Consider the following 21,193-nt stretch of genomic DNA (forward strand, 5'->3'; position numbering starts at 1 on the left):
GCACCCCTCCTAATAATTGCCCAGAATCTTCATGGACGAGGCCTCGGCCTGGATCCCTGCCAGGGCGTTATGCACCGGAGCATGGCTCAGATTCCCTTCGATATCCACAAAAAACCGGTATTCAAAGGGCTTGTCGGGGATGGGCCTGGACTCGATCATACGCATGTTGACTCCGTTGAAGATAAAATTTCCAAGGATCTTATACAGGGAACCGCTGACATGGGGGACTTCAAAGGTGACGGTCACCTTAGACGCCTTTTTCTCATAGACCGGCTCTCTGGAGAGCACCAGGAACCGGGTGGTATTTCCCCTCTCATTGCTGATGGAGGTCTTAAGCTCCGCAAGGCCGTAAAGCTCTCCGGCGGTACGGCTGGCCACGGCTGCCTGGGTCTTATCCCCTTCCTCCATGACCTTTTTTGCGGCAGCCGCCGTATTTAACACGCTTACCTGGTTCCAGTCCCCGTGGCTGTCCAGATACTCTGAGCACTGCATCAGCGCCTGGTTATGGGAATACACCGTCTTCACATCTGAGACTGACGCTCCGGGGACCCCTAAGAGCACATGGTCCACAGGCACATAGATCTCTCCCACGATATAATTGTCATATCTGGATAACAGGTCATAGTTGGTGATAACGAAGCCGGCGGTGGAGTTTTCAATGGGAAGCACTGCATAATCCGCCTGCCCCCTCTCCAGCTCCCTGATCGTGTCCTCGAATTTTTCCACATGGTAGGCGTCTGCATCCTCCCCGAAATACATGCGGACGGCCGCGTGGCTGTACGCGCCCTCCACGCCCTGGAACACCACCCGGACGTCCCTTTTCCGGATCTCCTCCACCTCTGTAAAGCCCAGGGGCGGTGTTTTTTTCCTGGCGCACAGAAGGCTGTACTGGTATCTGCGGCTCATGGTCATGAGCTGTGTGAACAGCTCCTCCACCGCCTCCTTATTCTGGTCTCCCGCTGCCATCTCCCGGACTGCGGCAAGCTTCTGCTTTTCCCGCTCTCCGTCGTAAACGGCCTTTCCTGTCTCGATCTTATACTCTGCCACCTGGCCGCAGACGGCCATGCGTTCCTCAAACAGCCGGACGATCTCCCGGTCGATCCCGTCCAGCTTTTCCCTGCATTCCTTCAGATCAGGCGTTTTCATTCTGTATCTCCCCCAGCATTTTTACGATTTTCTCTCTTGTGTAGGCTCCAGCGTGCTTTCTCTGGTCCGGCTCCAGCTCCTTTATATAAAACGGCTCTCCATAATAAACCGTCACATGGGACGGACGGATAAACGGAAAATGGCTTTCAAAGGCCTCTGCCGTTCCCACCATTGCCACAGGAACCACCGGACAGCCGGATTTTTCCGCGATCTTAAGACTCCCCTCTTTAAATACCAGAAGCTCCTTCAGATCCTTATTCCGGTTTCTGGTACCCTCGGGAAAGATCCAGACGGAGATCCCGTTTTTTACCTTTTCGATCCCCTCCAGGATCGTTTTTAGACCGGCCTTGATATCCTTTCTGTCCAGGAACAGGCAGTTGACGTTCTTCATCCAGCTCCTTAAAAGGGGGATCTTCTCCATCTCCTTTTTCGCCACAAAACCCACGAAGCCCGGTACTGTGGTGTAGCCCACCAGGATGTCAAAATAGCTCCTGTGGTTTCCCACAAAAAGCACCGCCCTGTCTCTGGGTATATTCTCCGCCCCTTTGACGGTGACAGTGATCCCCGCCAGCTTCAGGATCAGGGAAAACATATACTGGACGATCTTAAGGCTCTCCACGTCCCTGGCATGGGGATCCTTTTTTCCAAGAGAATTCTGGGCCGCCAGAAGCGGATATCCCAGGGTCAGAAAACCGATCAGCGTCACAGCCACTAAAATAAGTCGAATCATAATCCTCACCTTTTTCGTATTTTTGACGGTTTCCAGGCGGCCGCTTTTGTCCTGTCCCGGCGGCCCCGGCGTCATCTTCCTATTATATAAAACTATCCTGCCGATTGCAAGAAAATCCCCGGGATTTCCCGCCGTTTTACATCTTCTTTACGCAGGATTTACCGGATCTTTTCCCTGGGTGATCCTCTCAAACAAAAGTCCGGCCCCGAACCAGAGCGGGGCAAAATCCAGCCGTATGAGGCCGTCCACACTGAACCGGCAGCCGGTGTAATCCCAGGGGCAGGCCCTAAGGGACCGGAGGAGCCGCCCTGTCACATATTCCGCAGTAAAAATAAGCGCCATGTCCCTCAGTCCATGACGCAGGAGCCGGTCCGCCGGATCCGTTTTTCCCGGCCGGAGAAGATACCGGTCCAGACTCCGGCAGAAAGGGCCCAGAAAGGCCCCCATGCCGTAAATGGGGAACATAAAAAGAGAGGTCTTCCCCACAAGCCTCCGGTCGCCGGAGGCCAGGGAGACCAGGGACGTAAATATGATCTCCATGCACCACCCGGCGGCGCCGCATTTTAAAAAATCCTTCATTCTGTTTTCCATAGGAACAGTGTGGCAGAAAATGCCGCCGGATATGCAGAAAGACGTGCTTTACAGATACTGGTTCTTATCCCTGTCGTAAAAATAATCAATGGACGAAAGGGTCTCATCCAGGGTTTCCCGATCCAGGGAAAGGGCGCTGCAAAGCTCTTCGAGGCTGGGATAAAAGTCTCTCAGCTGGGTATTGATGTAGCTTAAAAGCATCACAGGATCTCTGGGGATTCCAGTCATGGCGGTCACCTCCTTTTTCTTATTTTCTTCTCCATACAGTTGAACCTCCCGTCGATTTTTGGTATGATTGGTAAAAAGCGATCACCAGTATCTATGATATCTACGAAAGGGGATACATCTATGAAACATATTCTTCTTTTAGGGACCGGGGGCACCATCGCCTGCAAGCACGGAGATTCCGGACTGACGCCGCTCCTTACGGGAGACGAGCTTCTGTCCTACGTTCCGGCGGCCCGTTCCTTTTGTGAAGTGGAGGCCATCCAGGTCTTAAATATCGACAGCACCAATATCCATCCGAAGCACTGGCAGCTTTTATGCCATGTGCTGGAGGAAAATTACGATAACTACGACGGCTTTGTGATCTGCCACGGCACCGATACCATGGCCTATACTGCTGCCGCCATGTCCTATCTGGTCCAGCACTCCAAAAAGCCCATCGTCATCACCGGCGCACAGAAGCCCATCGACCTGGATGTGACCGACGCCCGCACCAACCTGCTGGACAGCCTGCGGTTCGCCTCCTGTGAACGGGCCCACGGCGTAAATATCGTCTTTGACGGAAAGGTCATCGCCGGCACCCGCGGAAAGAAGGAGCGCACCAAGAGCTACAATGCCTTTTCCAGCATCAACTTCCCCTATCTGGCAGTGATCCAGGACGAGCACATCCTGTTCTACATCGACGACAAATGGCAGGACCGGGAAAATGTCCGATTCTACCATGATCTGGACGACCGGGTGGCTCTCTTAAAGCTGATCCCGTCCATGGAGTCCTCCATCCTGGACTATATGGGAGAGCATTACGACGCTGTGGTCATCGAGTCCTTTGGAGTCGGCGGTCTTCCCTCCTATGAGTCCGGTGATTTCTACCACTCCATCGAAAAAATGACCCAGGCCGGAAAGATCGTGGTGATGACCACCCAGGTGACCCAGGAGGGCAGCAACATGTCCGTTTATGAAGTGGGCCAGAAGATCAAAAACGCCTTCGGCCTCATCGAATCCTACGATATGACCCTGGAAGCCACGGTTACCAAGCTCATGTGGATCCTGGGCCAGACAAAGGAGCCGGAGCAGGTAAAGGAAATGTTCTACCAGACCGTGGGCCACGATATTTTATGGAAGGCCGTGACGAAATAGCCCCATACCAGAGGATCATCCGCAGACCCCGGTCAGAAATGACCGGGTCTCTTCTTTTTCCGGAGCTGTGAACAGAGTCTCTGCCTTTCCGTATTCCACAAGACGCCCCTCGGAGAAAAAAGCCGCGTCGTCGGCGATCCGCCTGGCCTGGGCAATGTTGTGGGTGACGATGACGATGGTATAGCGTTCCTTAAGGCCGAGAAGGGTCTCCTCGATCACCGCTGATGCCTTCACATCCAGGGCAGAGCAGGGCTCGTCCAGGAGCAGCACCTCCGGCTCCGCCGTCAGCGCTCTGGCGATACAAAGCCGCTGCTTCTGCCCGCCGGAAAGCTTCAGTGCGCTTTTGGAAAGTTCACCCTTTACTTCCTCATACAGGCCCGCCATCATAAGCTTCTCCCTTACGATCTCCTCCAGCTGCTCCTTCTTCCGGATCCCATAGTATCTGGGAGCATAGGTCATATTTTTATAAATGGAAAACGGAAACGGCTGGGGCGTCTGGAATACCAGCCCCACCCTCCGGCGCAGCTCCTCCCGGTCCATGGTGCGGGTGTCCCGTCCCAGAAGACAGATCTCCCCCTTCATCTCTGCCTCCGGCTCTTCCCACAAAAGACCGTTCAGCGCCCGCAGGAGCGTGGTCTTTCCGCTTCCGGACGGTCCCATGACCGCCAGGATCCGGCCCGGCCGGATCCCCATGTTCACATCCTTTAATACGGGATGCTCCCCGTAAAAAACACTGACATTTTTAAGCATCAGGATCTCTTCCATCGGTTCTGACTCCTCCTTGCGTAAGCTGTGGCCAGCAGACTGCTCAAAAGTATCATGGCCATCATCACAAAGGCCGTGCCGTAGGCTGTATCCATGGATGTGGATCCCTGGGCCACCAGAAGATACAGGTGCAGCGGCAGGGCCATGGCCGGAGAAAAGATACTGTCCGGCACCGCCGCATAGGCTACGGCTCCCGTAAAGATCATGGGCGCCGTGGCTCCCATGGCGTAGCAGCCGCCCAGGATGATCCCGGATACCAGTTCCCCCCGGCACGCCGGCAGCACGATCCGCGTGATCGTATAGAGCTTCGAGCAGCCCAGGCTGTATGAGGACCGGATTAACTCCGCCGGTACCTCCCGGAACGCCTTTTCAGCCCGTACCTCAATAAAGGGCAGGATCATCACCGCCAGGGCCACTCCGGCGGAAAAGATGCATCGGCCCAGATTCAGATCCCGTACCAGAAAGCTGTATGCAAAAAGCCCCAGCACAATGGACGGGATCCCGGAAATACACTGGATCACCAGGCGTATGGCCTGGTAGAGCCTCTGGCTCCTGCAATAAAACACCAGATAGAGGGCTGAGGCTGCCGCCGGAACAGAAGCGAGAACCATGGCCGTTCCGGTAAAGCACAGGCTTCCGGCAATGGCAGGCCAGATCCCCCCTTCTTCTCCCAGCACCAGTCCTTTGGGGGCCTCCGTCAAAAATTCCACGCTGATGATCCCGGCCCCCTGGAAAAAAACGTATCCAAAAAGAAACAGGACCGCTGCACAGACAGCGCTGATGCCTGCATACGCCCATATTTTCGTAAAGGTTCCGATCCATCTCATAGCGTCTCCCCCTCCATCCGGCTGCGGATCAGGCCAATGAGCCCGTTGATGAGGAACAACAGGAGCATGAGCACCATCCCCGCCGCATAAAGCGCATGGTAGTGGGTGCTCCCATAAACGGCCGTCCCCATTTCCAGGGCGATCACCGAGGCAATGCTCTCGCTCTTTCCCAGGAGCCTCGGGAACAGATTGGCGTTTCCCATGACCATCATCACCGCCATGGTCTCCCCCATGGCCCGGCCGATGGCCAGGATCATGGAAAGAAGGATGTTCCTCCCCGATGCAGGAAGGATCACGGTTGCAGCCGCATACCATCGTGAAACGCCCAGGGCACAGGCCGCCAGCTCATATTTTTCCTTTTCCTTCAGCATGGTCTCGCAGCAGGAGGACACCAGGAAGGGAAGGAGCATCACCGCCAGCAGGATCCCTGCCGCCAGAACGCAGGAGCCGGTGGGCACTCCGGCCTTTAAAAACAGCTTCACTAACACCTGCAGGCCAACAAACCCATAGATCACCGAAGGGATACCAGCCAGAAGGTCCACAAAGGGATACAAAAAGCTCCGCAGCCGTTCCGTTGCAACAAACGCCAGGAATACCGCCGCTCCCAGCCCTGCTCCCAGAGCCAGGGCCAAGGCGGTAAAGGAGACTGCTATCGTAGCGGCAATGAAGTTGAAGATCCCAAACGAGACCGTCCCGGTATAGTCCACAGGCATCCACCTGCTTCCAAACAGAAAGTCCAGGACGCTTACCTCAGAAAACAGGGGCAGGGCTTCCCGGACGATAAAATAAATGACAAATCCCAGTACCAGAATGGAAAAGACCGTCATCCCGCAGATAAAAAACGCAAAAATCTTATCCAGCTTCTTTCTCATCGCACCTCTCCATCAACAGGACAGCCCTGCAAAGGGCTTTCTTTCTGTCTCTTACATACAGATACTGGGGGCGGCAGAATTCCCGGCATCCCCGGTCCTCTGCCATTCCCCCAGCTTTGATCCTATTGGACTTTTTTCGATTGTCAGAGTTTATTCTCCCACAGTAAAGGCCGGGATATATCCGTTGGCCTCTGTCACATCGTAGCCAGTCTGGGAGAAGATGTAATCAATGAACGCCTGCTCAGAGGGGCTGACCGCATCACCGGTCACGAACATAACGGGACGCTGGATCTTATAGGTATCCCCAACGATATTCTCCACTGTGGGCTCAACGCCGTCTACCTTCATAGCCTGAAGGACCTGCTTCTCAGCATTGGCCTTATTGTACGCACCGAAGCCTGCGTAGCCGATCCCCCACGGATCATTGGCAATGTTTGTAGCCAGTTCCGTCATGGATGCGGACTGGGTCGCAGATGCGGTCACCTCGCTGTCGCCCATGACAGATTTCTGGAATACCTCATAGGCTCCGCCGGACAGATCGCGGATATATACGTTGATCGTCTCCGCCGGAAGGGAAGCATCCACCTGATCCCAGGTGGTGATCTCTCCTGCGAAGATCTGGCGGATCTGATCGGTGGTCAGATCGTCCGTTACTCCGCAGATGGGATTCTCTGCATTGACGGAAACCGTCAGGGCATCCCTGGCAACGATAAAGGACTGGTAATCGGCTCCCAGTTCCTCCACCTCTTTATCCTTCATGGCTCTCGCCACCATACCAAAGTCCGCAGTCTTATCGACAGCTGCGCTGACTCCCACGCCGGAGCCGCCCGGAGCCACATAAATGGAAATATTCTCAGCCGGGAAGGACGGATCCACCTTATCCCAGGTCACGAATTCCTCTGTAAAAGAAGAGGCCAGTGAGGACATGATCGGATAAAGGGAGGTGGAGCCGCAGAACAGCACGGAGGCCTGGAATTTCTCTTCTTCCTTTTCCGCTGCTGTGGTCTCAGTTTCCTTTGTCTCCTCCGCTTTTGTCTCTGCCGCCGTAGTCTCAGCTGCCTTTGTCTCTGCCGCCGTGGTCTCTGTCTTCCCGCCGTTTCCTCCGCATGCCGTCAGCATTCCCATGGATACGGACACAGCCAGAAGCTTCGCAAGATTCTTTTTCATTCTCTTTTCCTCCTTAGATAATATTGGGATAAAATCTCAAACATATCAAGTATAGTCTCGGAAGCTGTAAAAAGCTAATTGAATTTTTCTATATGGCATCTGAGGCTTTTACAGAAAATCTATCCTGGGTCTCCTGGCATCCCTGGAAGCTCCGTGCTATAATAGAAACGCTTCATAAAAATATACATAGGGAGAGCAATCATGAACATCCAGATCCCAGGCTATAAAACCTTAGACCTGTCCTTTCTCGTTTTAGATTATAACGGAACCATCGCCGTGGACGGCCAGATCCCTCTTGAGGTAAAGGAGGCCCTGGTCCGCCTTTCAAAGGATCTCCAGATCCATGTCCTCACCGCGGATACCCACGGGACCGCCAGGGCCATGTGCCAGGGACTTCCTCTGACCATCCAGACCTTTCCGGCCGGCTCTGCCATGGATTCCAAGCTGGCCATCGTCCGCTCCCTGGGGCCGGAGCGCTGCGTTTCCATCGGCAATGGCCGCAACGACTGCCTTATGTGCAAAGAAAGCGCCCTTTCCATCTCCGTCATCGGAACAGAAGGCGCTTATTCAAAGCTCTTAAGCTGTACGGACCTGTGTACCACATCCATTCTGGATGCCCTGGCCCTTCTGGAAAAACCAAAGCGGCTGGCGGCAGACCTGCGGGGCTAGGCCCGCGCCTGGCTCCCGCCCGGAAGCCGCCAAAGGCATTTTCTGCAACAAAAAAATGCATCTGATAGGAATCGAACCTACGCACACGGCTCCGGAGGCCATTGCTCTATCCACTGAGCTACAGATGCATCTTTTATATAATACAACACTTTTTCAAAACTTGCAAGGGGTTCCTGCAAATTTTTTATATATTTTTTTGCGGCCCCCTATTTCCCTCCCCGGCTCCCGGACATTGGTATCTGGGTTTTCCCAGACTGGCCTTTCCGTATTCGATGGCCTGTTCCGGACACCGGCAGATGCAGGCCATACAGTGGGTACAGTCTGATCCCCACACAGGGCTCCCGTCCTCCAGACGGATATTGGACAGGGGACAGAGCCTTACACAGGCCCCGCAGCCTGTACACCTTTCCGTGGTCCTGAATTTTCCCGCATGGACGAACAGCTTGTAAAACACAGGATTCACCACGGTGCTGAGGAACCGGTCCAGAAGCGAGATCTCCGCCTTCGGAAGCGGATTCTCTTTTCTGATGTGTTCTGCGATCTGGTCCGCCTGGGGGATAGCCTTCCCGATGATCCGTTCTGCCTCCGTCCTGTCCGGCACCGGGAACATGGCCACATAATTTTCCGGCATCACTACTTTTCCACAGCCCATATATTCCATTCCCTTTTTTTCACAGAACCGTTTTGCATACCCTCCGGCATTTCCGATCCCGTCGCCGCAGGTCATTACAAAGTACAGCTTCCGGCTTCCTGAAAGCCTCGTTTTCTTCAGCCAGTTTCCCAGCACATGGGGGATCTGCCAGCCATAGGTAGGGCAGACCACCACAAACGGCCGGCTGGAGCTGAGCCTCCCATAATCGTTCTCCCTTATCATGGGAAACACATCCACAGCCGTATCTCCCGTTTTTTCTGCGATCCGCTTTGCAATAAAAGCGCTGTTTCCCGTTCCTGTAAAATATAAGATCATATTCCTTCCTCCATTGGTTTTATTATACTTCCAATTTTGAAAAATTACCAGTTTTTCCTCTATGTGTTGCTAAATTTTTGCTTCCTATTTATTTTTCGCGAAAAATGTATTAAAATACAGTGAAAATGGGAACTATAATGAATTTAAATAAAATGAGCTATATTGTACAATGGATTTGAGGTGACTAGCTATGCAGGAATTTTCCCAGCCCCTGGGCGATGCGGTAAAAAAGGCACGCGGTGAACTGGGGCTCACACAAAACCAGGTTGCAGACCAGATCGACGTCGATGTGCGTACAGTAATGAATATTGAAAATTATAAAGGGAATCCCAAAATGGAGATCTTATTCCCTCTGATCCGTGCGCTCAAAATAGATTCCAGAGAGATCTTCCATCCGGAGATCCGCCTGGATAACCCGGCTGTCAGTAAGCTGCACCTTCTGATCGAGCAGTGCAGCGAGGATGAAGCTGCTGCCCTGATCCCTATTATTGAATCCATTCTGTCCGCCCTCCGGACCGGCCGCCCATCCAGACCCGGCCGTTTATAATATTCCGGAGACTATTTCTGTCCAGTACCGGACCTTGTGAATAAAAGCGTATCTTTTTGCTCTCTTCATATGTATTACAATTCACCCTTGATTTGAAAACCAGCCTGTACTATAATGAAGGTGCCTGATGCACGCCAAAGTACCGCAGACCGATGCTTCTGCGGGAGTGCAGCAGGTCCTACATTCAGAAAGCCCGCTCTCCTGCACCGGAGAACGGGCCTGATCCCACTCTGTATCCCAGATCCTGTCCGGAAGCTGTGACCAGAGGTTTCCGGACCTTCAGAATCCGCACAGTATGATTCCTTCTGAATCCCAATAAGGCCGGGACCCGGAGTGGGATCTTTTTTCTTTTCTATCCTATTTGATCGTGATCCTTCCCTGTCCCCTGGGATCTTTGTATTCTTCTCCCACGGTTCCTCCCAGATATTCACTGATATAGGAAGTGATGGTATCCACATCCACCATGGTCTCATCCTTTAAAATAGGACAGCCCATGAGCATGGACATGCCGTCTCCACCGGATTTTAACCAGTAGTTGTGGGAGGCCAGCGTATAGGTCCGGTTCACATCCAGGGGCTCTTCTCCCACATAGATATCCCGCACCCGGTACTCGCCGCCCACAGACACGAAATTTCTCTTTTCATCCAGCACCACGCTGGAGGGCACAGAGGAGTCCACCGTATACGTAAGCCCGGAAACGTGGATAAAGCCGCCGCTTTCCTCGGGATAATTCTTCACGCCCATCTCCAGGGCGTCCTTGATCTTCTGCCCGGAGACCTCTGCCATACAGATCATATTCCCATAAGGGAATACGCTTAAAGCGTCCTCATAGGTGATATCTCCGGCTTCGATCCCGGCACGGATGCCGCCGCCGTTCATAAAGCCGATATCCGCACCCATCATATAGCGGCTGGCGTCGGCGCAGAGGTCGCCCAGGTTGGTCTCTGCCTTCCGCACTGCCCGCAGCCCGGTCTCCGGATCCTTATCCATCAGATCCACATCTGTGCGGCCCAGGACCACCTTCAGAGACTCCTCATACTGGGACTTGATCCCGTTGATGAAGCTCTCCATCTCCGCGTCCTTTGCCGGATTTCCCTCTGCGTCCGTCACGGCGCTCACATGGGAGGCCTGGATCTGTCCGTCGGTGGTGATGGTCAGCTTTCCGATGTTGGCAAACTTGGTGCCGGTCTGGGTCAGTACCACCATCTCCCCGCTCTCGTTGGGAACATTTTCCACACAGACCTCATGAGAGTGGCCGTCAATGGCGGCGTCGATGCCGGTGGTGTTGGCGATCACGCTTCTGGAGCTCCACTTCTCTGTGATCCCGTTATCGCCCAGATGGCCCACCATGATCACATAGTCGGCGCCTTCGCCCCTGGCCTGGTCCACGGCACTCTGTACCTGGCTGTATAAGGCCTCTCCCGTCTCATCCTCACAGAAGCCGAAGCGGTATCTTCCAAACTGGTCCTGGAAGTAGGCCGGCGTGGATTTGGTGATGCTCTCCGGTGTGGCAACGCCTACAAAGGCTACCTGGATATCGTCGTACTCCATGATCCTGTAAGGCGCAAACACCTGGGTCTTTGACGGCAGGTTTACAAAGTTGCAGGCAGAATAGCCGCAGTCCAGTCTGGCGGAAAGTCCCAGGAGCTTTTCCATCCCGTAGTCGAATTCATGATTTCCGGGAACGGCAAAATCGTATCCGGCCTTATTCATGATCTGCACCAGGTACTCGCCCTCGGACAGGGTCCCCACCGGCGCGCCCTGGATGGCGTCCCCGGCATCCACCAGGGTCACATACGGAGTCTCCTCCTTCATCTGGTTTTCATACCAGACAAGTCCGGCGTAGCCCATGTTTTCCTCGATGCCGCAATGGGTATCGTTGGTGTGGAGGATCACCACATCGTGATCCAGGGCAAAGGCCGTCTGGCACGTGAGGGCCGCCATAAAAGCGGCTGCTGAGAGGGTCAGGATCTGCTTTTTCATTTCACAACCTCCTTAAAATATAGTTTTCCCCATAAAAAACAAAGAAGTCCCATGAACCAGTCACGGGACTCCTGTTTTCAATGTTCTCTTTTCTGTTCCGGATCTTATGCTCTGGACAGATACTCGCCTGTACGGGTATCGATCTTAACGCGGTCTCCGGTGCTTACGAATAACGGAACGTTGATCTGTGCGCCAGTCTCAACGGTTGCCGGCTTTGTAGCGCCTGTTGCTGTATCGCCCTTGAAGCCCGGCTCTGTATCTGTGATCTCCAACTCAACGAATAAGGGAGCCTCTACGGAGAATACGCTTCCGTTATAGGAGCATACCTTAACAACTTCGTTTTCCTTCACGAACTTTAAGGCATCGCCAACGATATCCTTGTTTAAGGCAACCTGCTCGTAGGTGTTGTTGTCCATGAAGTTGTAAAGATCGCCGTCTGCATATAAATACTGCATGTCCACGCGGTCGATCCTTGCTGCCGGGAATTTCTCAGTGGGGCGGAAGGTTCTCTCAACTACACCGCCGTTGATAACGTTCTTTAATTTAGTTCTAACGAAAGCGGCGCCCTTGCCCGGCTTTACGTGCTGGAATTCCATGATCTGTACTACCTGACCGTCAATCTCAAGTGTCACGCCATTTCTAAAATCGCCTGCTGATACCATAAATGATATTCCTCCTTAAAATCTGATTCTCTCATTTCACGCTTATGGCTGATTCTATCCTATTTTATACTATAATGCCTATGTTTTCAACCATTTTTTACAAAAATCAGGCAGCAGTTCAACTGCGCAAAGATCCCGGCAGGAAAAAGCGCTGAAAACCTGATTTCATAAGCATTTTCTGTCTGGATCCCCATAGGGCTGAACTGTTTTAAAATCAAACATCCGGCTTCTGCCTTTGTTTCTTATAGGCCCGGAGCACCACCGCCTCCAGATACCGCTTGAAAACGATCTGGATCTCCTCATGGGGATCCATGGGCTTTGTGAGGATGCTGTAAAGGCCTGTGCGCCTGGCCCCCCACACGTCGGTAAAAAGCTGGTCCCCAATAAAGAGGGTGTTCTCCCGGCCTGTCCCCATGACCTCCATGGCCCGCTCATAGCCCTTCACCGACGGCTTTCCCCCTTTAAATATATAGGGGCTCTTTACCTGGCCGGCAAAGGGAGCCACCCGCGGCTCCTTATTATTGGAAAGGATGCAGGTGGAAAAGCCCATGGCCCTCAAGCTCTCAAACAGGCCGATGGAACGGGCGTCCGCCGGAGCGCCGTGGGGAACCAGGGTGTTGTCCACGTCAAAGATGATCCCCCGGTAGCCCTTCCGGTACAGCTCCTCAAAGGGGATCCCATAGGCGCTGTCCACATATTCGTCTGGAAAAAATCGTTCTAACATACGCGCCTCTGCTTATTACTTATTATTAAGGAACTTGGCCAGCTCCTCCATGAACGCGTTCACGTCCTTGAACTCCCTGTAAACGGAGGCAAACCGCACGTAGGCCACCTCGTCCACATCCTTCAGCTTCTTCATCACCAGCTCTCCGATCAGAGACGCCGGGATCTCCCGCTCCCCCATATTAAAGATCTGGTTTTCGATCTCATCGATCACAGCGCTGATCTCCTGGGAAGAGACCGGCCGCTTGTGGCAGGAAAGGAGGATCCCCTTCTCCAGCTTGGAACGGTCATATGTCTCCCTGGAATCATCCTTTTTTATGATCATAAGAGGCATGGTCTCCAGCTTTTCGTATGTGGTGAACCGGCGGCCGCACTGTTCACACTGTCTTCTCCGCCTGATGGAGCTGTTATCATCCGCCGGCCTGGAGTCGATGACCTTGGTGTCCGACGCATTGCAGAATGGGCATTTCATTCTCTTTTCCTCACTTCCTTTATTTCTGCGGTCTGGGCGGTTCTTCCCGAAGCCGTACCAGGACAATGTCGTCCCCCATCTGGCACACGTCCTCAAAGGGGATCACAAATTCCTTTTCCCGGCCCAGAAAGCCGCAGACACAGCCAGGCCCCGGAACGATCAGGGCCTTTATCTGGCCCGTACATGGATCAAACTCCATGTCCCCGACAAATCCCAGCCGTCTGCAGTCGCAGACGTTGATGACCTCCTTGCGCTTTAACTCGCTCATCCGCATAAAATCCCTCCGCCCATATGCTTCCGCTTATGAAAGCATATGCGCGGCGGTCTGTCCTGTTTCCTTGATCCTGACAGCTATTCTTCAACCTTCAGACGGTTCTTAAAATATCCGTCCGCACAGTAGATGGCTCCCACCGGATTGTGGGCCAGGACGCGGTCCTTGACCACCAGAGTCGTGACCCTGGCCTCCGAATACTGGTAAAACAGGGAGTCATGGCCCACGCAGAGGCCCAGGGCGATATTGAAATCCGTCTTCTGCTCGTTTAAGAGCTTCGCCTGGAGGATGGGGTTGCACATGGCCTCATACTGGCCCGGCTTCAGCTTCTTTTCATCGGGGATCCCGGCCTCTGTCTTGTCCACTCCCCCAGACTTACAGACGGCAGATACCACCGTAAAGCCCTCGTTCCTGAAAAGATCCGCCACGATCCTGGCTTCCTTTGCAAAACCGATGCAGAAGCCCAGTCCGATCTTTTTATATCCCATCCGTTTACAGAATACCATGGTCTCCTTCAGCCTCGGCCACTGGCAGTAGCCGTCATGCTCGATCTCTGAGGAGGTCACGAAAAACTTCTGCACCTCCGGCTTCTGATACTCTGCCTTTGCTTCCTCCACCAGGGCTTCCTGGCGCATGGGACAGTTTTTGGGCATATCCTTATGCTCCGGATCCTTGCACGCATGGATCGTGCAGCTTGCGCATGTATACATTTTATCCTCTCCTTTTTTTCACAGCTGATTCTATTTTAACGCTTCCGTATACTGTCTTTTAAGATCTTCCTGGCGTTTTCTCCCAGGATCGCCGCCTTTTCCCATGGGGAAAATCCGGTTTCTTCTATAAGGCGGATCGCCGCTCTCTGGCTCCCATAGGGAAAATCGCTTCCAAATATCACCCGGTCCGGCCCAAAGGAGCCTGCGATCCGCTCAAACTCGTCCTTATCCTGGAATTCTGCGCTCATGGCCGTATCGATATATACGTTTTCCGGCATACGGTACAGCCTGTCCTCCCCGGTCTGGTCCATGGACAGGCCGCCCATATGGGCCAGGATCACCGGTACGTCCGGAAGGAGGCGGATGATCTCTTCTGCCGATGCCGGGTGCAGATCATAGGGGCTGGGGACCTTGGCACAGCCGCAGTGGATCAGCACCGGAAGGCCCAGATGATTGATCCTCTCCCATATTTCCCTGTATTTTCCGTCCTCCAGATGTACCTTCTGGAACGGCGGATGGAACTTCACCCCGGCCATATGGAGATCCTTTAATTTCTCGATCTCCTCCAGCACGTGGGGACAGTCCGGATGGAGGCCTCCAAAGGAGATCAGATTGGTCCTTACGATCTCTCTGGCAAACCGGTTCACATCTGTCTGGGTCTCCGGCCTGGATACCACCGGCTGGACCACGGATAAGGAGATGTCTGCTTCCTCCATACGCCGGAGGAGGTTTTCCCGGATGGGAAGGCTGTCATAGGGATCCCCCTCCCGTCTGACCACCTCCATGGCCCGTCTGGCCAGGGCCACCGGATAAATATGGGTATGGAAGTCTATGATCTGTGTTTCCATGGGAAACCGTCACCTGCTTTCAGAATTGTTCTCCCTTCATCTTACCATTATTCCCCAGGAAATTCAATTTGTTTTGCAAAAACCAGGGAAAGCGCCGTTTTTGTGGGACGACAGCCCGGAGAGCCGGTGTGATATCCCGGTTATCTGAACATCAGATACAGGGCCAGGAGGAACAGGAGAAGCCCGCCCCATTGCCTGGTGATAAGAAGCGTCAGGAACACCACGAGCAGCAGAATGATGACCAGAAGAATGATCCCATTCATCGATCCATCGCTCTCCTTCCTTGTCATTTTTCTGTTCTTATCTGTCGTCAGCATCCTTCCCCATGGCCTGGGCGATCTGCTTCATAGCCATATCTATATAAAGATACACTCCGTCCCGGTCGCAGTGGTACAGGTTGGAATAGCTCGTACTTTCATTGGGAGAGATCGGATCAGGCTCCACCACCTCCGTGGCTTCCAGCAGTCCGGTCCCCAACTCCACAGCAGCGGTGAGAGCCTTTTTCAGCACCGCAAGCTGCCCGTTACACCAGAGTCCTTCCAGATCTTCCTGAACCTTTTTGTCCTGCTCCAGATCCCGGAGAAGCTGTGCCGCCTGATCCGGAGACAGGTACACACCAGAGCAGTAATTTTCAATGATCCGGTTTTCTGCCGGATTGGGAAAGACAGCCGGCACGATCTGCTCCCACGGAGTAAAATACCGGGCATATTCTGGCTTTTGCTCCACCAGAAAAGAAAAGGCGCTCCCTCTGGTGTAAAAGTAATCCCGGAAAAAGCCCTGGATCACTGCAATATAAAAGCCATGGCTCTTATCAAACAGCTCATCTGGTCCTGTCCCAGCTCCGACCCGCAGGGTATCCAGATACTTTTCCGCATAGAAATCCTCCATCCCATACTGTGCCGCAAGGGCCAGCACCTTTTCCTCCCGGCCCTGCTGTACCCATGTAAGAGGCCCAAAATACCATTCCTGCATTTCCTCCGGTGAGATCGGGTGGAAACTCACATCATATCCCATAAAATTCCTCCTTAATAATCCAGTAAAACCGGCACCTGCTGTCGGGGGGGCCACCAACAGGTGCTTCACCCGCCCGCAGGAGCTATGCGGATTTGAACGTAACCTGCGCATCCTCATCCTTCCGCACGCTTTGCACCGCCTCAGTGGACAGCCCCCAGTCTGGAGCAATTTCGGCGGCCAGCTCTGGGAGATCCCGCTCCCGCAAAGCTGCCAGCCGTTCAGACGCCAGTTCTCCCTCCAGAAGAGCGCAGTCCAAGGTGTCCTCCGTCTGGGAAGCAGGAAAGCGGTGCTTTCCCAGCCTGCAGTCCAGAAGGGCAAAGATGCCCTGTTCCAGCGAGTGAGCGTGCGAAGGGCCCATTGCCTTTTTTGCAGAATCGCAGTCTTTCAGCGCTGCGTACCCCAGCTGATGGAATCACAGCTGCGCGGTCATAAATAAACTCCTTAATCAAAATCCATCCAGACCATGTGCTTTCCACAGTGGAGACACTGGAACAGATAGCATTGCAGATGGCCGCCGTTGACCGATTCCCGGATCATTTCCTTCTGCTCCCCGTCCCACATGGGATCGTCCAGCACCTCATCCAATACCCCCAGCGCCCGCAGTTCCCTGGCTCCCACATAGCCCAGAAAGGCGCAGTAGTCGCCGCAGTGGGCCCTCCAGTATTCCTGCTGCCAGCCGCAGTAGCCGGGGGTGCGGTGGATAAGCTCGTCCAGCCGCTCCGGATCATCTACGCCATCGTCCACAGAGTAATCGTCATGAAAGCTTCCGTCATATTTCTGGACTGCTTTGCCGTCTGCGATACATTCCGGGCACAGATAGTCAATATCCTCCACCGAAAAGAAGGGGGCCGTATAGAAGAGGCGGGTGATTTTTCCGCAGCAGTCACAGACAACGCCCTCCTCAGACTCCTTAAAAGCCCCGGTATCCAAAGGATCCGGGTGATAGCGGAAGACGGGCAGTCCCATCCAGGCCCATCGCTCCTTCTCTTTCTGCTTTTCCTTTGGCGTTTTTGGCATGGGAACAGCGTAGTGGTTTCCCCAGCTTTCCGCATATTCCTTCAGTGTGCCCAGACGTTTGAGGACCTTCCGGTCTGAACGGTTCCCGATCCGTGAAAGCAGGTCGTAAGCGTCCTTCTTGAAGTCCAGAAGGTCGTACACATCCACCAGAACCTCTTTTGCCTGCCTGTCTCCGGACTGTTCCAGTTCCTTTTTGAAACCATAGAGAGCGCGGACGCTGTCCGGGCCGCCGTCAGCTGCGGAAAACCGTTTTTTTAGTTCAATATATTTTTTCAAATATTCGTTCATTTGCACGTTCTCCCATCAATCCCACCGGAAATTATAGTCAGTGCCGCTTCGATCCGCTCCAGGAGCTTCACTCCTCTAAGCGCTTCAGGTATGGAGCAGGAACCGTTTTTGTCAGCCATACTCCATTGGCGGACAGGTAAAAGAGCGATCCGTCCCTATGCATCTGCCCGGCATCCACCAGGTAGATCACAGGCTCCCCATGCCGGCGGCCCACCTTCTCCGCTGTTTCCACATCAGGTGAAAGGTGGACATACAGGCGGCTTTGGGGGAGCAGTCCCTGGGCCTCGATGGAGGCGGAAAACCGCCGGGCAGTTCCATGGTACAGCGTCTCCGGCGGCTCGGCCACAGGAAGTTCCACATCCACCTGGACGGAGTGGCCCTGGCTGGCCCGGATCCGCGTCCGGTCTTCATTGAAAACATACCGCTGCTTGCTGTCGCTCCTCACGATCTCCTCCAGAATATCCTGGTCAATAAAATACTTCTTACTGATGCCTGCCAGCAGCGCATTTACATCCGCCCAGCCGTGGGCATCCAGCTGGATCCCGATGACCTCCGGCTTGTGCCGAAGGATCAAACTTATATATTTACTGATCCTTGTGAGATCAGGCGTCGTCTCTCTCATTCCGTGTCCTCCAGATCATTGGTCAGGCTGACTCCACCCGGATGACCGGCCTGTAAAAGTCATAGTCTCCATTCAGTTCATTGTCCTCCTGCACTTCCGGCTTACAGTGGGGCGAACAGGGAAGGAAGCCCAGGAACGGCCCCAGACCGCCGCAGATACTGCACCCGCCGTCGCCGCCGCAGGTGGTGAATCCATCGGCCTGCACCACCTCCCGCATATAGGGGTCATAGGCAATGGACAAGCCGAAAAAGTTGGGTTCCTCCATATCGTAAGGCCTGTCCCCGTCCTCCTCCATATCTTCAAACCAGTGCAGACGCATGGAGTAGTCCAGCCCATCCCCCCAGGGAAACAGGGTCCGGCACCCGCCGCCGCACAGATAGGCCCACTCGTCTGCTGTGGGCAGGGAAAGGCCCTGTTTCTTCAGCTGGTCAAGAAGGGCTTCATACTCTGTGCGGTGATAGATCCAGGTCTGAAAGCCATCCTCCGTCCGTTCCATACGGGCCGACTGGTGCAGGGTAAGGCTGCTGCTGTCACTCCTGGCGAAGTCCCGGAATTCCTTCAGCCAGCCAGGATGGGCGGTCAGCCTGGGATCATCCAGCTGTACCGGCTCCCAGCAGAGCTCCTCCAGCTCCCGGCCTGCCAGCATGGGGCCGATGGATGCCTGCCGCACGGGAGCCATGCTCTCTTTGATCAGCTCTTCCGGCTCCTGATCCGCCTCCCATTCCTGGAACAGGTACTCCAGTTCCTCCCGGCTTTCCTCATTCAGCCCCACAGCAAACCGTTCCCAGCCCAGTGTGACCGTATCGCCGGGGACAAAGACGAACTCGCGGCCATCCTTTTTGAATACGCCGGTGGTGCAGCTCTGGCCCCAGCGTTCAAAGGTATGCAGGCCGAGAAAGGCCATATCATAACGAACAGCCAGGTTTTCCATCAGCGCCTGCTTCTCAGTGGGATCCATTTTATTAAATTGGGGGCGGTATAAATTTACGTTCATGATCACTCCTCTTTCTGTCCGTTCAGTCTGCTCCGCACGATTTTTCCAGTTCCTATACCTGCTCCTCAAGATCCAGGAGCAGGCTGGAAAAATTTTCTGCGGTCTCCCAACAGAGCCTGTATTCCCGGCCATGTTAGGCGCATCTGCACCGTCTTTTCATCGCCGCTGGCCTACCGGCCCATCCTGGACAGCAGCTCCTCCAGCTTCCTGGCCAGTGCCTCCACAATGGCGTGGCAGGGGTTTTCATAGCCCACGATCTCCAGATCCTGCAGCTCAACACAGTGGAGTGTTCCATAAAAGCCCAGTACGAATTCCGTCAATTCGGTGATCATCTGGCATCCTTCCATGTTGTCCACATCGGTCTGTCCTTCTTTCGCCGTCATCAGACCGATGATCCCCACCGCCACGGTGAAGGCGCCGCAGCAGGATTGTTCGGTCTGCATCCCAAGACCCATGACTGAAAACATCTTCCGGGTCTCCTCAGACAAATTCAGATGGTAATACTCATTGCAGGCCATGAACATCGCCTCGGCGCAGGACAGATCCGTTCCAATATGATAATAGTTTACCAGTTCATGCAGTTTCATTTTTCCCATACTGTACTCCCATCGCAAAGCATTTCATTCTGTGTCACCCGGCGCAGCTCGTCCCGCACTTCCATCCGCGCAAAGCCCCGCAGGTTCTGCCCTCAGCGCCTGGGTCTGGGCATCCCCGCCCGGCTGGTTGGCGGCCAGCTTCATCAGCCGGGCACGGGGCTTGCGGTATTGACTGGCTGCTTTGTTCTGTCACATTTTTACTCCTGCTCTCTATAACTGGCTTCAATGTCGATGAACCGCACATATACGGCGCAGACCTCGTCCTTTGCGTCGTAGCCGAAGTAAACGGGATAGTACCCATCCCCCCAGCCGGAGGCGAAGATGGGCAGGCTGCAGTCCGTGTCCGGCACCGTCCAGCTGAGCCAGTCGCCGCAGCTGCCCTGATACTCGGGATAGGCTTTGGCGTTTTCTTCCAGAAGATCACAGAACAGGTCGTTGTAGGGGTCGATGTCCGGGTCCTCCTCCAGCCGCCTGGCCCAGTACGCCTTAAATGCCGCCTGGGTCTGGATGTCCGCAATGCACCCCATCCCGGCGTCCACGCCGAAACCGAAGTAGTCGTCATCTCCCAGCGCCGCGTCCAGCTCCTCATTGCCTGTCATGCCCAGTTCATAGCGGACAGGCTTCTCCTGGCTGACCTCCACCTTGACGCAGGCATAGCGGTCGCCGTATTGTTCACTGGGCACCACGCAGATCTTTACCGGGTAAGTTCCGGCAGGGATGGTCTGAAGGAACGGCAGGGCATCCTCCAGCTCCACCATCGGGTCGCAGGCGAAGATCGTCCCAGTGGGGAAATGGACGGGGCCGATGTCCAGCACATCTACTGCCATGTTCCCGATCATTTTTTCTGTAAAATATGTTTCCAGGTCAGCTTTGCAGGCCAGTTTATCCTTGACGGATTCGTATTTGTTCAGCCATTCAGTTGCAGGCATATCCGTTTCCTCCTGTTGATTCAGTTTTTTGATATATTCACTCTTTGAGCCATCCCAGCAGCAGTTTATACACCGTCCATTCTGGTTTTACCAGTCCCGTTCCCGGATGGCTTCCTCGATATCAATGGGGATGCCAAACCACTCCAGAATATAGGCCACGGTAACTCCGATACAATCCCGTGCCACCGTTTCGATCTCACTGTCGTTCTCGTCAAACTCCTCCTGGAGATCATTGATGCCGCAGACCGCCTCATCCAGCGTTTCCTGCACCGCTCCAACGTCAGTTTCTCCGCTCTCCAGGAGACGGATGACCTTCTGGAGCTCTTCCTTTACCTTATCCACCAGGAAATCGGGATAGTATTCGTCCTGGTACATCTCGTCCAGCAGTTTATAATTGGGATCAAATGCTTTCATAGGGAGC

Annotated in this window: 28 protein-coding genes and 1 tRNA gene; 3 read left to right on the top strand and 26 right to left on the bottom strand. The window is 54.1% G+C overall.

Annotation, left to right across the window (positions count from 1 at the left end; genetic code table 11):
- Nucleotides 1–9: 9 nt before the first annotated feature.
- The 4 genes from WIH05_RS10150 to WIH05_RS10165 all read right to left on the bottom strand — a co-directional run bounded on the left by WIH05_RS10150 (nucleotide 10) and on the right by WIH05_RS10165 (nucleotide 2,695).
- Nucleotides 10–1,146: a bifunctional chorismate mutase/prephenate dehydratase gene (locus WIH05_RS10150; protein ID WP_158358805.1), complete on the bottom strand. Its 1,137-nt coding sequence runs from the start codon at nucleotides 1,144–1,146 to the stop codon at nucleotides 10–12.
- Nucleotides 1,133–1,876: a lysophospholipid acyltransferase family protein gene (locus WIH05_RS10155; protein WP_022273063.1), complete on the bottom strand. Its 744-nt coding sequence runs from the start codon at nucleotides 1,874–1,876 to the stop codon at nucleotides 1,133–1,135. Before WIH05_RS10155 ends, WIH05_RS10150 begins: the two co-directional genes overlap by 14 nt.
- A gap of 147 nt (nucleotides 1,877–2,023) precedes the next feature.
- Nucleotides 2,024–2,455, bottom strand: a complete 432-nt coding sequence (locus tag WIH05_RS10160; RefSeq protein ID WP_022273064.1) for a hypothetical protein — start codon at nucleotides 2,453–2,455, stop codon at nucleotides 2,024–2,026.
- 60 nt (nucleotides 2,456–2,515) lie between these two features.
- The gene (locus WIH05_RS10165) at nucleotides 2,516–2,695 is read right to left on the bottom strand and encodes a DUF4250 domain-containing protein (protein ID WP_022273065.1); all 180 of its coding nucleotides are present in this window, start codon (nucleotides 2,693–2,695) and stop codon (nucleotides 2,516–2,518) included.
- Between the two features lie 120 nt (nucleotides 2,696–2,815).
- Here WIH05_RS10165 and WIH05_RS10170 point away from each other — a divergent pair, with 120 nt between their 5' ends.
- Entirely contained in the window at nucleotides 2,816–3,829 is a 1,014-nt protein-coding gene (locus WIH05_RS10170; RefSeq protein WP_022273066.1) for an asparaginase, read from the top strand.
- A gap of 15 nt (nucleotides 3,830–3,844) precedes the next feature.
- Here the strand turns inward: WIH05_RS10170 and WIH05_RS10175 are convergent, their stop codons facing one another.
- The 4 genes from WIH05_RS10175 to WIH05_RS10190 form a co-directional block, all read right to left on the bottom strand.
- On the bottom strand, nucleotides 3,845–4,594 hold the full coding sequence (locus WIH05_RS10175) for a phosphate ABC transporter ATP-binding protein (RefSeq protein WP_158359814.1): 750 nt from the start codon (nucleotides 4,592–4,594) through the stop codon (nucleotides 3,845–3,847).
- Nucleotides 4,579–5,421, bottom strand: coding sequence for an ABC transporter permease subunit (locus tag WIH05_RS10180; protein ID WP_022273068.1), 843 nt, complete (start codon nucleotides 5,419–5,421; stop codon nucleotides 4,579–4,581). The genes WIH05_RS10175 and WIH05_RS10180 overlap by 16 nt, the downstream gene beginning before the upstream one ends.
- Complete coding sequence (pstC, locus tag WIH05_RS10185) at nucleotides 5,418–6,293, bottom strand: phosphate ABC transporter permease subunit PstC (RefSeq protein ID WP_022273069.1); 876 nt, start codon at nucleotides 6,291–6,293, stop codon at nucleotides 5,418–5,420. The genes WIH05_RS10180 and pstC overlap by 4 nt, the downstream gene beginning before the upstream one ends.
- A 150-nt stretch (nucleotides 6,294–6,443) precedes the next feature.
- A complete protein-coding gene (locus WIH05_RS10190) occupies nucleotides 6,444–7,460 on the bottom strand; it encodes a phosphate ABC transporter substrate-binding protein (RefSeq protein ID WP_022273070.1) in 1,017 nt (338 codons plus the stop codon).
- Nucleotides 7,461–7,661: 201 nt separating this feature from the next.
- On the opposite strand from WIH05_RS10190, the gene WIH05_RS10195 reads away from it, so the two are divergent.
- Entirely contained in the window at nucleotides 7,662–8,129 is a 468-nt protein-coding gene (locus WIH05_RS10195; RefSeq protein ID WP_337425332.1) for an ATPase P, read from the top strand.
- A 56-nt stretch (nucleotides 8,130–8,185) separates the two neighbouring features.
- On the opposite strand, the gene WIH05_RS10200 is transcribed toward WIH05_RS10195, so the two are convergent.
- Together WIH05_RS10200 and WIH05_RS10205 are read right to left on the bottom strand one after the other, a co-directional pair.
- Nucleotides 8,186–8,257, bottom strand: a tRNA-Arg gene (locus WIH05_RS10200).
- Nucleotides 8,258–8,313: 56 nt separating this feature from the next.
- Nucleotides 8,314–9,096 carry an EFR1 family ferrodoxin gene (locus WIH05_RS10205; protein ID WP_022273072.1) on the bottom strand — a complete coding sequence of 261 codons (783 nt, stop codon included), beginning with the start codon at nucleotides 9,094–9,096 and terminating at the stop codon, nucleotides 8,314–8,316.
- Nucleotides 9,097–9,286: 190 nt separating this feature from the next.
- On the opposite strand from WIH05_RS10205, the gene WIH05_RS10210 reads away from it, so the two are divergent.
- A complete protein-coding gene (locus WIH05_RS10210) occupies nucleotides 9,287–9,643 on the top strand; it encodes a helix-turn-helix transcriptional regulator (RefSeq protein ID WP_022273073.1) in 357 nt (118 codons plus the stop codon).
- A gap of 357 nt (nucleotides 9,644–10,000) precedes the next feature.
- On the opposite strand, the gene WIH05_RS10215 is transcribed toward WIH05_RS10210, so the two are convergent.
- The 16 genes from WIH05_RS10215 to WIH05_RS10290 all read right to left on the bottom strand — a co-directional run bounded on the left by WIH05_RS10215 (nucleotide 10,001) and on the right by WIH05_RS10290 (nucleotide 21,186).
- Nucleotides 10,001–11,626, bottom strand: a complete 1,626-nt coding sequence (locus tag WIH05_RS10215; protein ID WP_022273074.1) for a bifunctional UDP-sugar hydrolase/5'-nucleotidase — start codon at nucleotides 11,624–11,626, stop codon at nucleotides 10,001–10,003.
- 104 nt (nucleotides 11,627–11,730) lie between these two features.
- Complete coding sequence (gene efp, locus WIH05_RS10220) at nucleotides 11,731–12,288, bottom strand: elongation factor P (RefSeq protein WP_022273075.1); 558 nt, start codon at nucleotides 12,286–12,288, stop codon at nucleotides 11,731–11,733.
- A 214-nt stretch (nucleotides 12,289–12,502) separates the two neighbouring features.
- Nucleotides 12,503–13,012: a YqeG family HAD IIIA-type phosphatase gene (locus tag WIH05_RS10225; RefSeq protein WP_022273076.1), complete on the bottom strand. Its 510-nt coding sequence runs from the start codon at nucleotides 13,010–13,012 to the stop codon at nucleotides 12,503–12,505.
- A 15-nt stretch (nucleotides 13,013–13,027) separates the two neighbouring features.
- Nucleotides 13,028–13,483 (bottom strand): transcriptional regulator NrdR, encoded by a 456-nt coding sequence (gene nrdR / locus WIH05_RS10230; protein WP_022273077.1) that lies wholly within the window; start codon nucleotides 13,481–13,483, stop codon nucleotides 13,028–13,030.
- Nucleotides 13,484–13,502: 19 nt separating this feature from the next.
- Complete coding sequence (locus tag WIH05_RS10235; RefSeq protein WP_022273078.1) at nucleotides 13,503–13,757, bottom strand: YlmC/YmxH family sporulation protein; 255 nt, start codon at nucleotides 13,755–13,757, stop codon at nucleotides 13,503–13,505.
- Nucleotides 13,758–13,834: 77 nt separating this feature from the next.
- Nucleotides 13,835–14,464: a DUF1847 domain-containing protein gene (locus tag WIH05_RS10240; protein WP_022273079.1), complete on the bottom strand. Its 630-nt coding sequence runs from the start codon at nucleotides 14,462–14,464 to the stop codon at nucleotides 13,835–13,837.
- A 35-nt stretch (nucleotides 14,465–14,499) separates the two neighbouring features.
- The gene (locus tag WIH05_RS10245) at nucleotides 14,500–15,312 is read right to left on the bottom strand and encodes an amidohydrolase family protein (protein ID WP_022273080.1); all 813 of its coding nucleotides are present in this window, start codon (nucleotides 15,310–15,312) and stop codon (nucleotides 14,500–14,502) included.
- Between the two features lie 140 nt (nucleotides 15,313–15,452).
- A complete protein-coding gene (locus WIH05_RS10250) occupies nucleotides 15,453–15,575 on the bottom strand; it encodes a hypothetical protein (protein WP_022273081.1) in 123 nt (40 codons plus the stop codon).
- Nucleotides 15,576–15,612: 37 nt separating this feature from the next.
- Nucleotides 15,613–16,326 carry a hypothetical protein gene (locus WIH05_RS10255; protein ID WP_022273082.1) on the bottom strand — a complete coding sequence of 238 codons (714 nt, stop codon included), beginning with the start codon at nucleotides 16,324–16,326 and terminating at the stop codon, nucleotides 15,613–15,615.
- A gap of 82 nt (nucleotides 16,327–16,408) precedes the next feature.
- Nucleotides 16,409–16,582 (bottom strand): hypothetical protein, encoded by a 174-nt coding sequence (locus WIH05_RS10260; protein ID WP_252207380.1) that lies wholly within the window; start codon nucleotides 16,580–16,582, stop codon nucleotides 16,409–16,411.
- Between the two features lie 185 nt (nucleotides 16,583–16,767).
- A complete protein-coding gene (locus WIH05_RS10265; RefSeq protein WP_022273083.1) occupies nucleotides 16,768–17,631 on the bottom strand; it encodes a CbrC family protein in 864 nt (287 codons plus the stop codon).
- Between the two features lie 67 nt (nucleotides 17,632–17,698).
- Entirely contained in the window at nucleotides 17,699–18,253 is a 555-nt protein-coding gene (locus WIH05_RS10270) for an RNA 2'-phosphotransferase (protein WP_022273084.1), read from the bottom strand.
- A gap of 22 nt (nucleotides 18,254–18,275) precedes the next feature.
- Entirely contained in the window at nucleotides 18,276–19,247 is a 972-nt protein-coding gene (locus tag WIH05_RS10275) for a hypothetical protein (protein WP_022273085.1), read from the bottom strand.
- A 170-nt stretch (nucleotides 19,248–19,417) separates the two neighbouring features.
- On the bottom strand, nucleotides 19,418–19,843 hold the full coding sequence (locus WIH05_RS10280) for a C-GCAxxG-C-C family protein (RefSeq protein ID WP_022273086.1): 426 nt from the start codon (nucleotides 19,841–19,843) through the stop codon (nucleotides 19,418–19,420).
- Nucleotides 19,844–20,040: 197 nt separating this feature from the next.
- Nucleotides 20,041–20,772, bottom strand: a complete 732-nt coding sequence (locus WIH05_RS10285) for a DUF4241 domain-containing protein (RefSeq protein WP_022273087.1) — start codon at nucleotides 20,770–20,772, stop codon at nucleotides 20,041–20,043.
- A gap of 87 nt (nucleotides 20,773–20,859) precedes the next feature.
- Nucleotides 20,860–21,186, bottom strand: a complete 327-nt coding sequence (locus WIH05_RS10290; RefSeq protein ID WP_022273088.1) for a DUF5713 family protein — start codon at nucleotides 21,184–21,186, stop codon at nucleotides 20,860–20,862.
- Between the last annotated feature and the right edge of the window lie 7 nt (nucleotides 21,187–21,193).

Origin of the sequence: Alitiscatomonas sp. (genome assembly GCF_037242085.1) — a bacterium.
GTDB classification, from domain to species: domain Bacteria; phylum Bacillota; class Clostridia; order Lachnospirales; family Lachnospiraceae; genus Alitiscatomonas; species Alitiscatomonas aceti.

Excerpts from the sequence above, each read along its gene's own strand:
- WIH05_RS10170 (WP_022273066.1), top strand. The coding sequence starts at position 2,816 with ATGAAACATATTCTTCTTTTAGGGACCGGGGGCACCATCGCCTGCAAG.
- WIH05_RS10155 (WP_022273063.1), bottom strand. The coding sequence starts at position 1,876 with ATGATTCGACTTATTTTAGTGGCTGTGACGCTGATCGGTTTTCTGACC.
- WIH05_RS10195 (WP_337425332.1), top strand. The coding sequence starts at position 7,662 with ATGAACATCCAGATCCCAGGCTATAAAACCTTAGACCTGTCCTTTCTC.
- WIH05_RS10280 (WP_022273086.1), bottom strand. The coding sequence starts at position 19,843 with ATGGGAAAAATGAAACTGCATGAACTGGTAAACTATTATCATATTGGA.
- nrdR (WP_022273077.1), bottom strand. The coding sequence starts at position 13,483 with ATGAAATGCCCATTCTGCAATGCGTCGGACACCAAGGTCATCGACTCC.
- WIH05_RS10175 (WP_158359814.1), bottom strand. The coding sequence starts at position 4,594 with ATGGAAGAGATCCTGATGCTTAAAAATGTCAGTGTTTTTTACGGGGAG.
- WIH05_RS10165 (WP_022273065.1), bottom strand. The coding sequence starts at position 2,695 with ATGACTGGAATCCCCAGAGATCCTGTGATGCTTTTAAGCTACATCAAT.
- WIH05_RS10215 (WP_022273074.1), bottom strand. The coding sequence starts at position 11,626 with ATGAAAAAGCAGATCCTGACCCTCTCAGCAGCCGCTTTTATGGCGGCC.
- WIH05_RS10180 (WP_022273068.1), bottom strand. The coding sequence starts at position 5,421 with ATGAGATGGATCGGAACCTTTACGAAAATATGGGCGTATGCAGGCATC.
- WIH05_RS10290 (WP_022273088.1), bottom strand. The coding sequence starts at position 21,186 with ATGAAAGCATTTGATCCCAATTATAAACTGCTGGACGAGATGTACCAG.
- efp (WP_022273075.1), bottom strand. The coding sequence starts at position 12,288 with ATGGTATCAGCAGGCGATTTTAGAAATGGCGTGACACTTGAGATTGAC.
- WIH05_RS10250 (WP_022273081.1), bottom strand. The coding sequence starts at position 15,575 with ATGAATGGGATCATTCTTCTGGTCATCATTCTGCTGCTCGTGGTGTTC.
- WIH05_RS10160 (WP_022273064.1), bottom strand. The coding sequence starts at position 2,455 with ATGAAGGATTTTTTAAAATGCGGCGCCGCCGGGTGGTGCATGGAGATC.
- WIH05_RS10210 (WP_022273073.1), top strand. The coding sequence starts at position 9,287 with ATGCAGGAATTTTCCCAGCCCCTGGGCGATGCGGTAAAAAAGGCACGC.
- WIH05_RS10265 (WP_022273083.1), bottom strand. The coding sequence starts at position 17,631 with ATGAACGAATATTTGAAAAAATATATTGAACTAAAAAAACGGTTTTCC.
- WIH05_RS10245 (WP_022273080.1), bottom strand. The coding sequence starts at position 15,312 with ATGGAAACACAGATCATAGACTTCCATACCCATATTTATCCGGTGGCC.
- WIH05_RS10225 (WP_022273076.1), bottom strand. The coding sequence starts at position 13,012 with ATGTTAGAACGATTTTTTCCAGACGAATATGTGGACAGCGCCTATGGG.
- pstC (WP_022273069.1), bottom strand. The coding sequence starts at position 6,293 with ATGAGAAAGAAGCTGGATAAGATTTTTGCGTTTTTTATCTGCGGGATG.
- WIH05_RS10150 (WP_158358805.1), bottom strand. The coding sequence starts at position 1,146 with ATGAAAACGCCTGATCTGAAGGAATGCAGGGAAAAGCTGGACGGGATC.
- WIH05_RS10275 (WP_022273085.1), bottom strand. The coding sequence starts at position 19,247 with ATGAACGTAAATTTATACCGCCCCCAATTTAATAAAATGGATCCCACT.
- WIH05_RS10205 (WP_022273072.1), bottom strand. The coding sequence starts at position 9,096 with ATGATCTTATATTTTACAGGAACGGGAAACAGCGCTTTTATTGCAAAG.
- WIH05_RS10255 (WP_022273082.1), bottom strand. The coding sequence starts at position 16,326 with ATGGGATATGATGTGAGTTTCCACCCGATCTCACCGGAGGAAATGCAG.
- WIH05_RS10270 (WP_022273084.1), bottom strand. The coding sequence starts at position 18,253 with ATGAGAGAGACGACGCCTGATCTCACAAGGATCAGTAAATATATAAGT.
- WIH05_RS10190 (WP_022273070.1), bottom strand. The coding sequence starts at position 7,460 with ATGAAAAAGAATCTTGCGAAGCTTCTGGCTGTGTCCGTATCCATGGGA.
- WIH05_RS10285 (WP_022273087.1), bottom strand. The coding sequence starts at position 20,772 with ATGCCTGCAACTGAATGGCTGAACAAATACGAATCCGTCAAGGATAAA.
- WIH05_RS10240 (WP_022273079.1), bottom strand. The coding sequence starts at position 14,464 with ATGTATACATGCGCAAGCTGCACGATCCATGCGTGCAAGGATCCGGAG.
- WIH05_RS10235 (WP_022273078.1), bottom strand. The coding sequence starts at position 13,757 with ATGCGGATGAGCGAGTTAAAGCGCAAGGAGGTCATCAACGTCTGCGAC.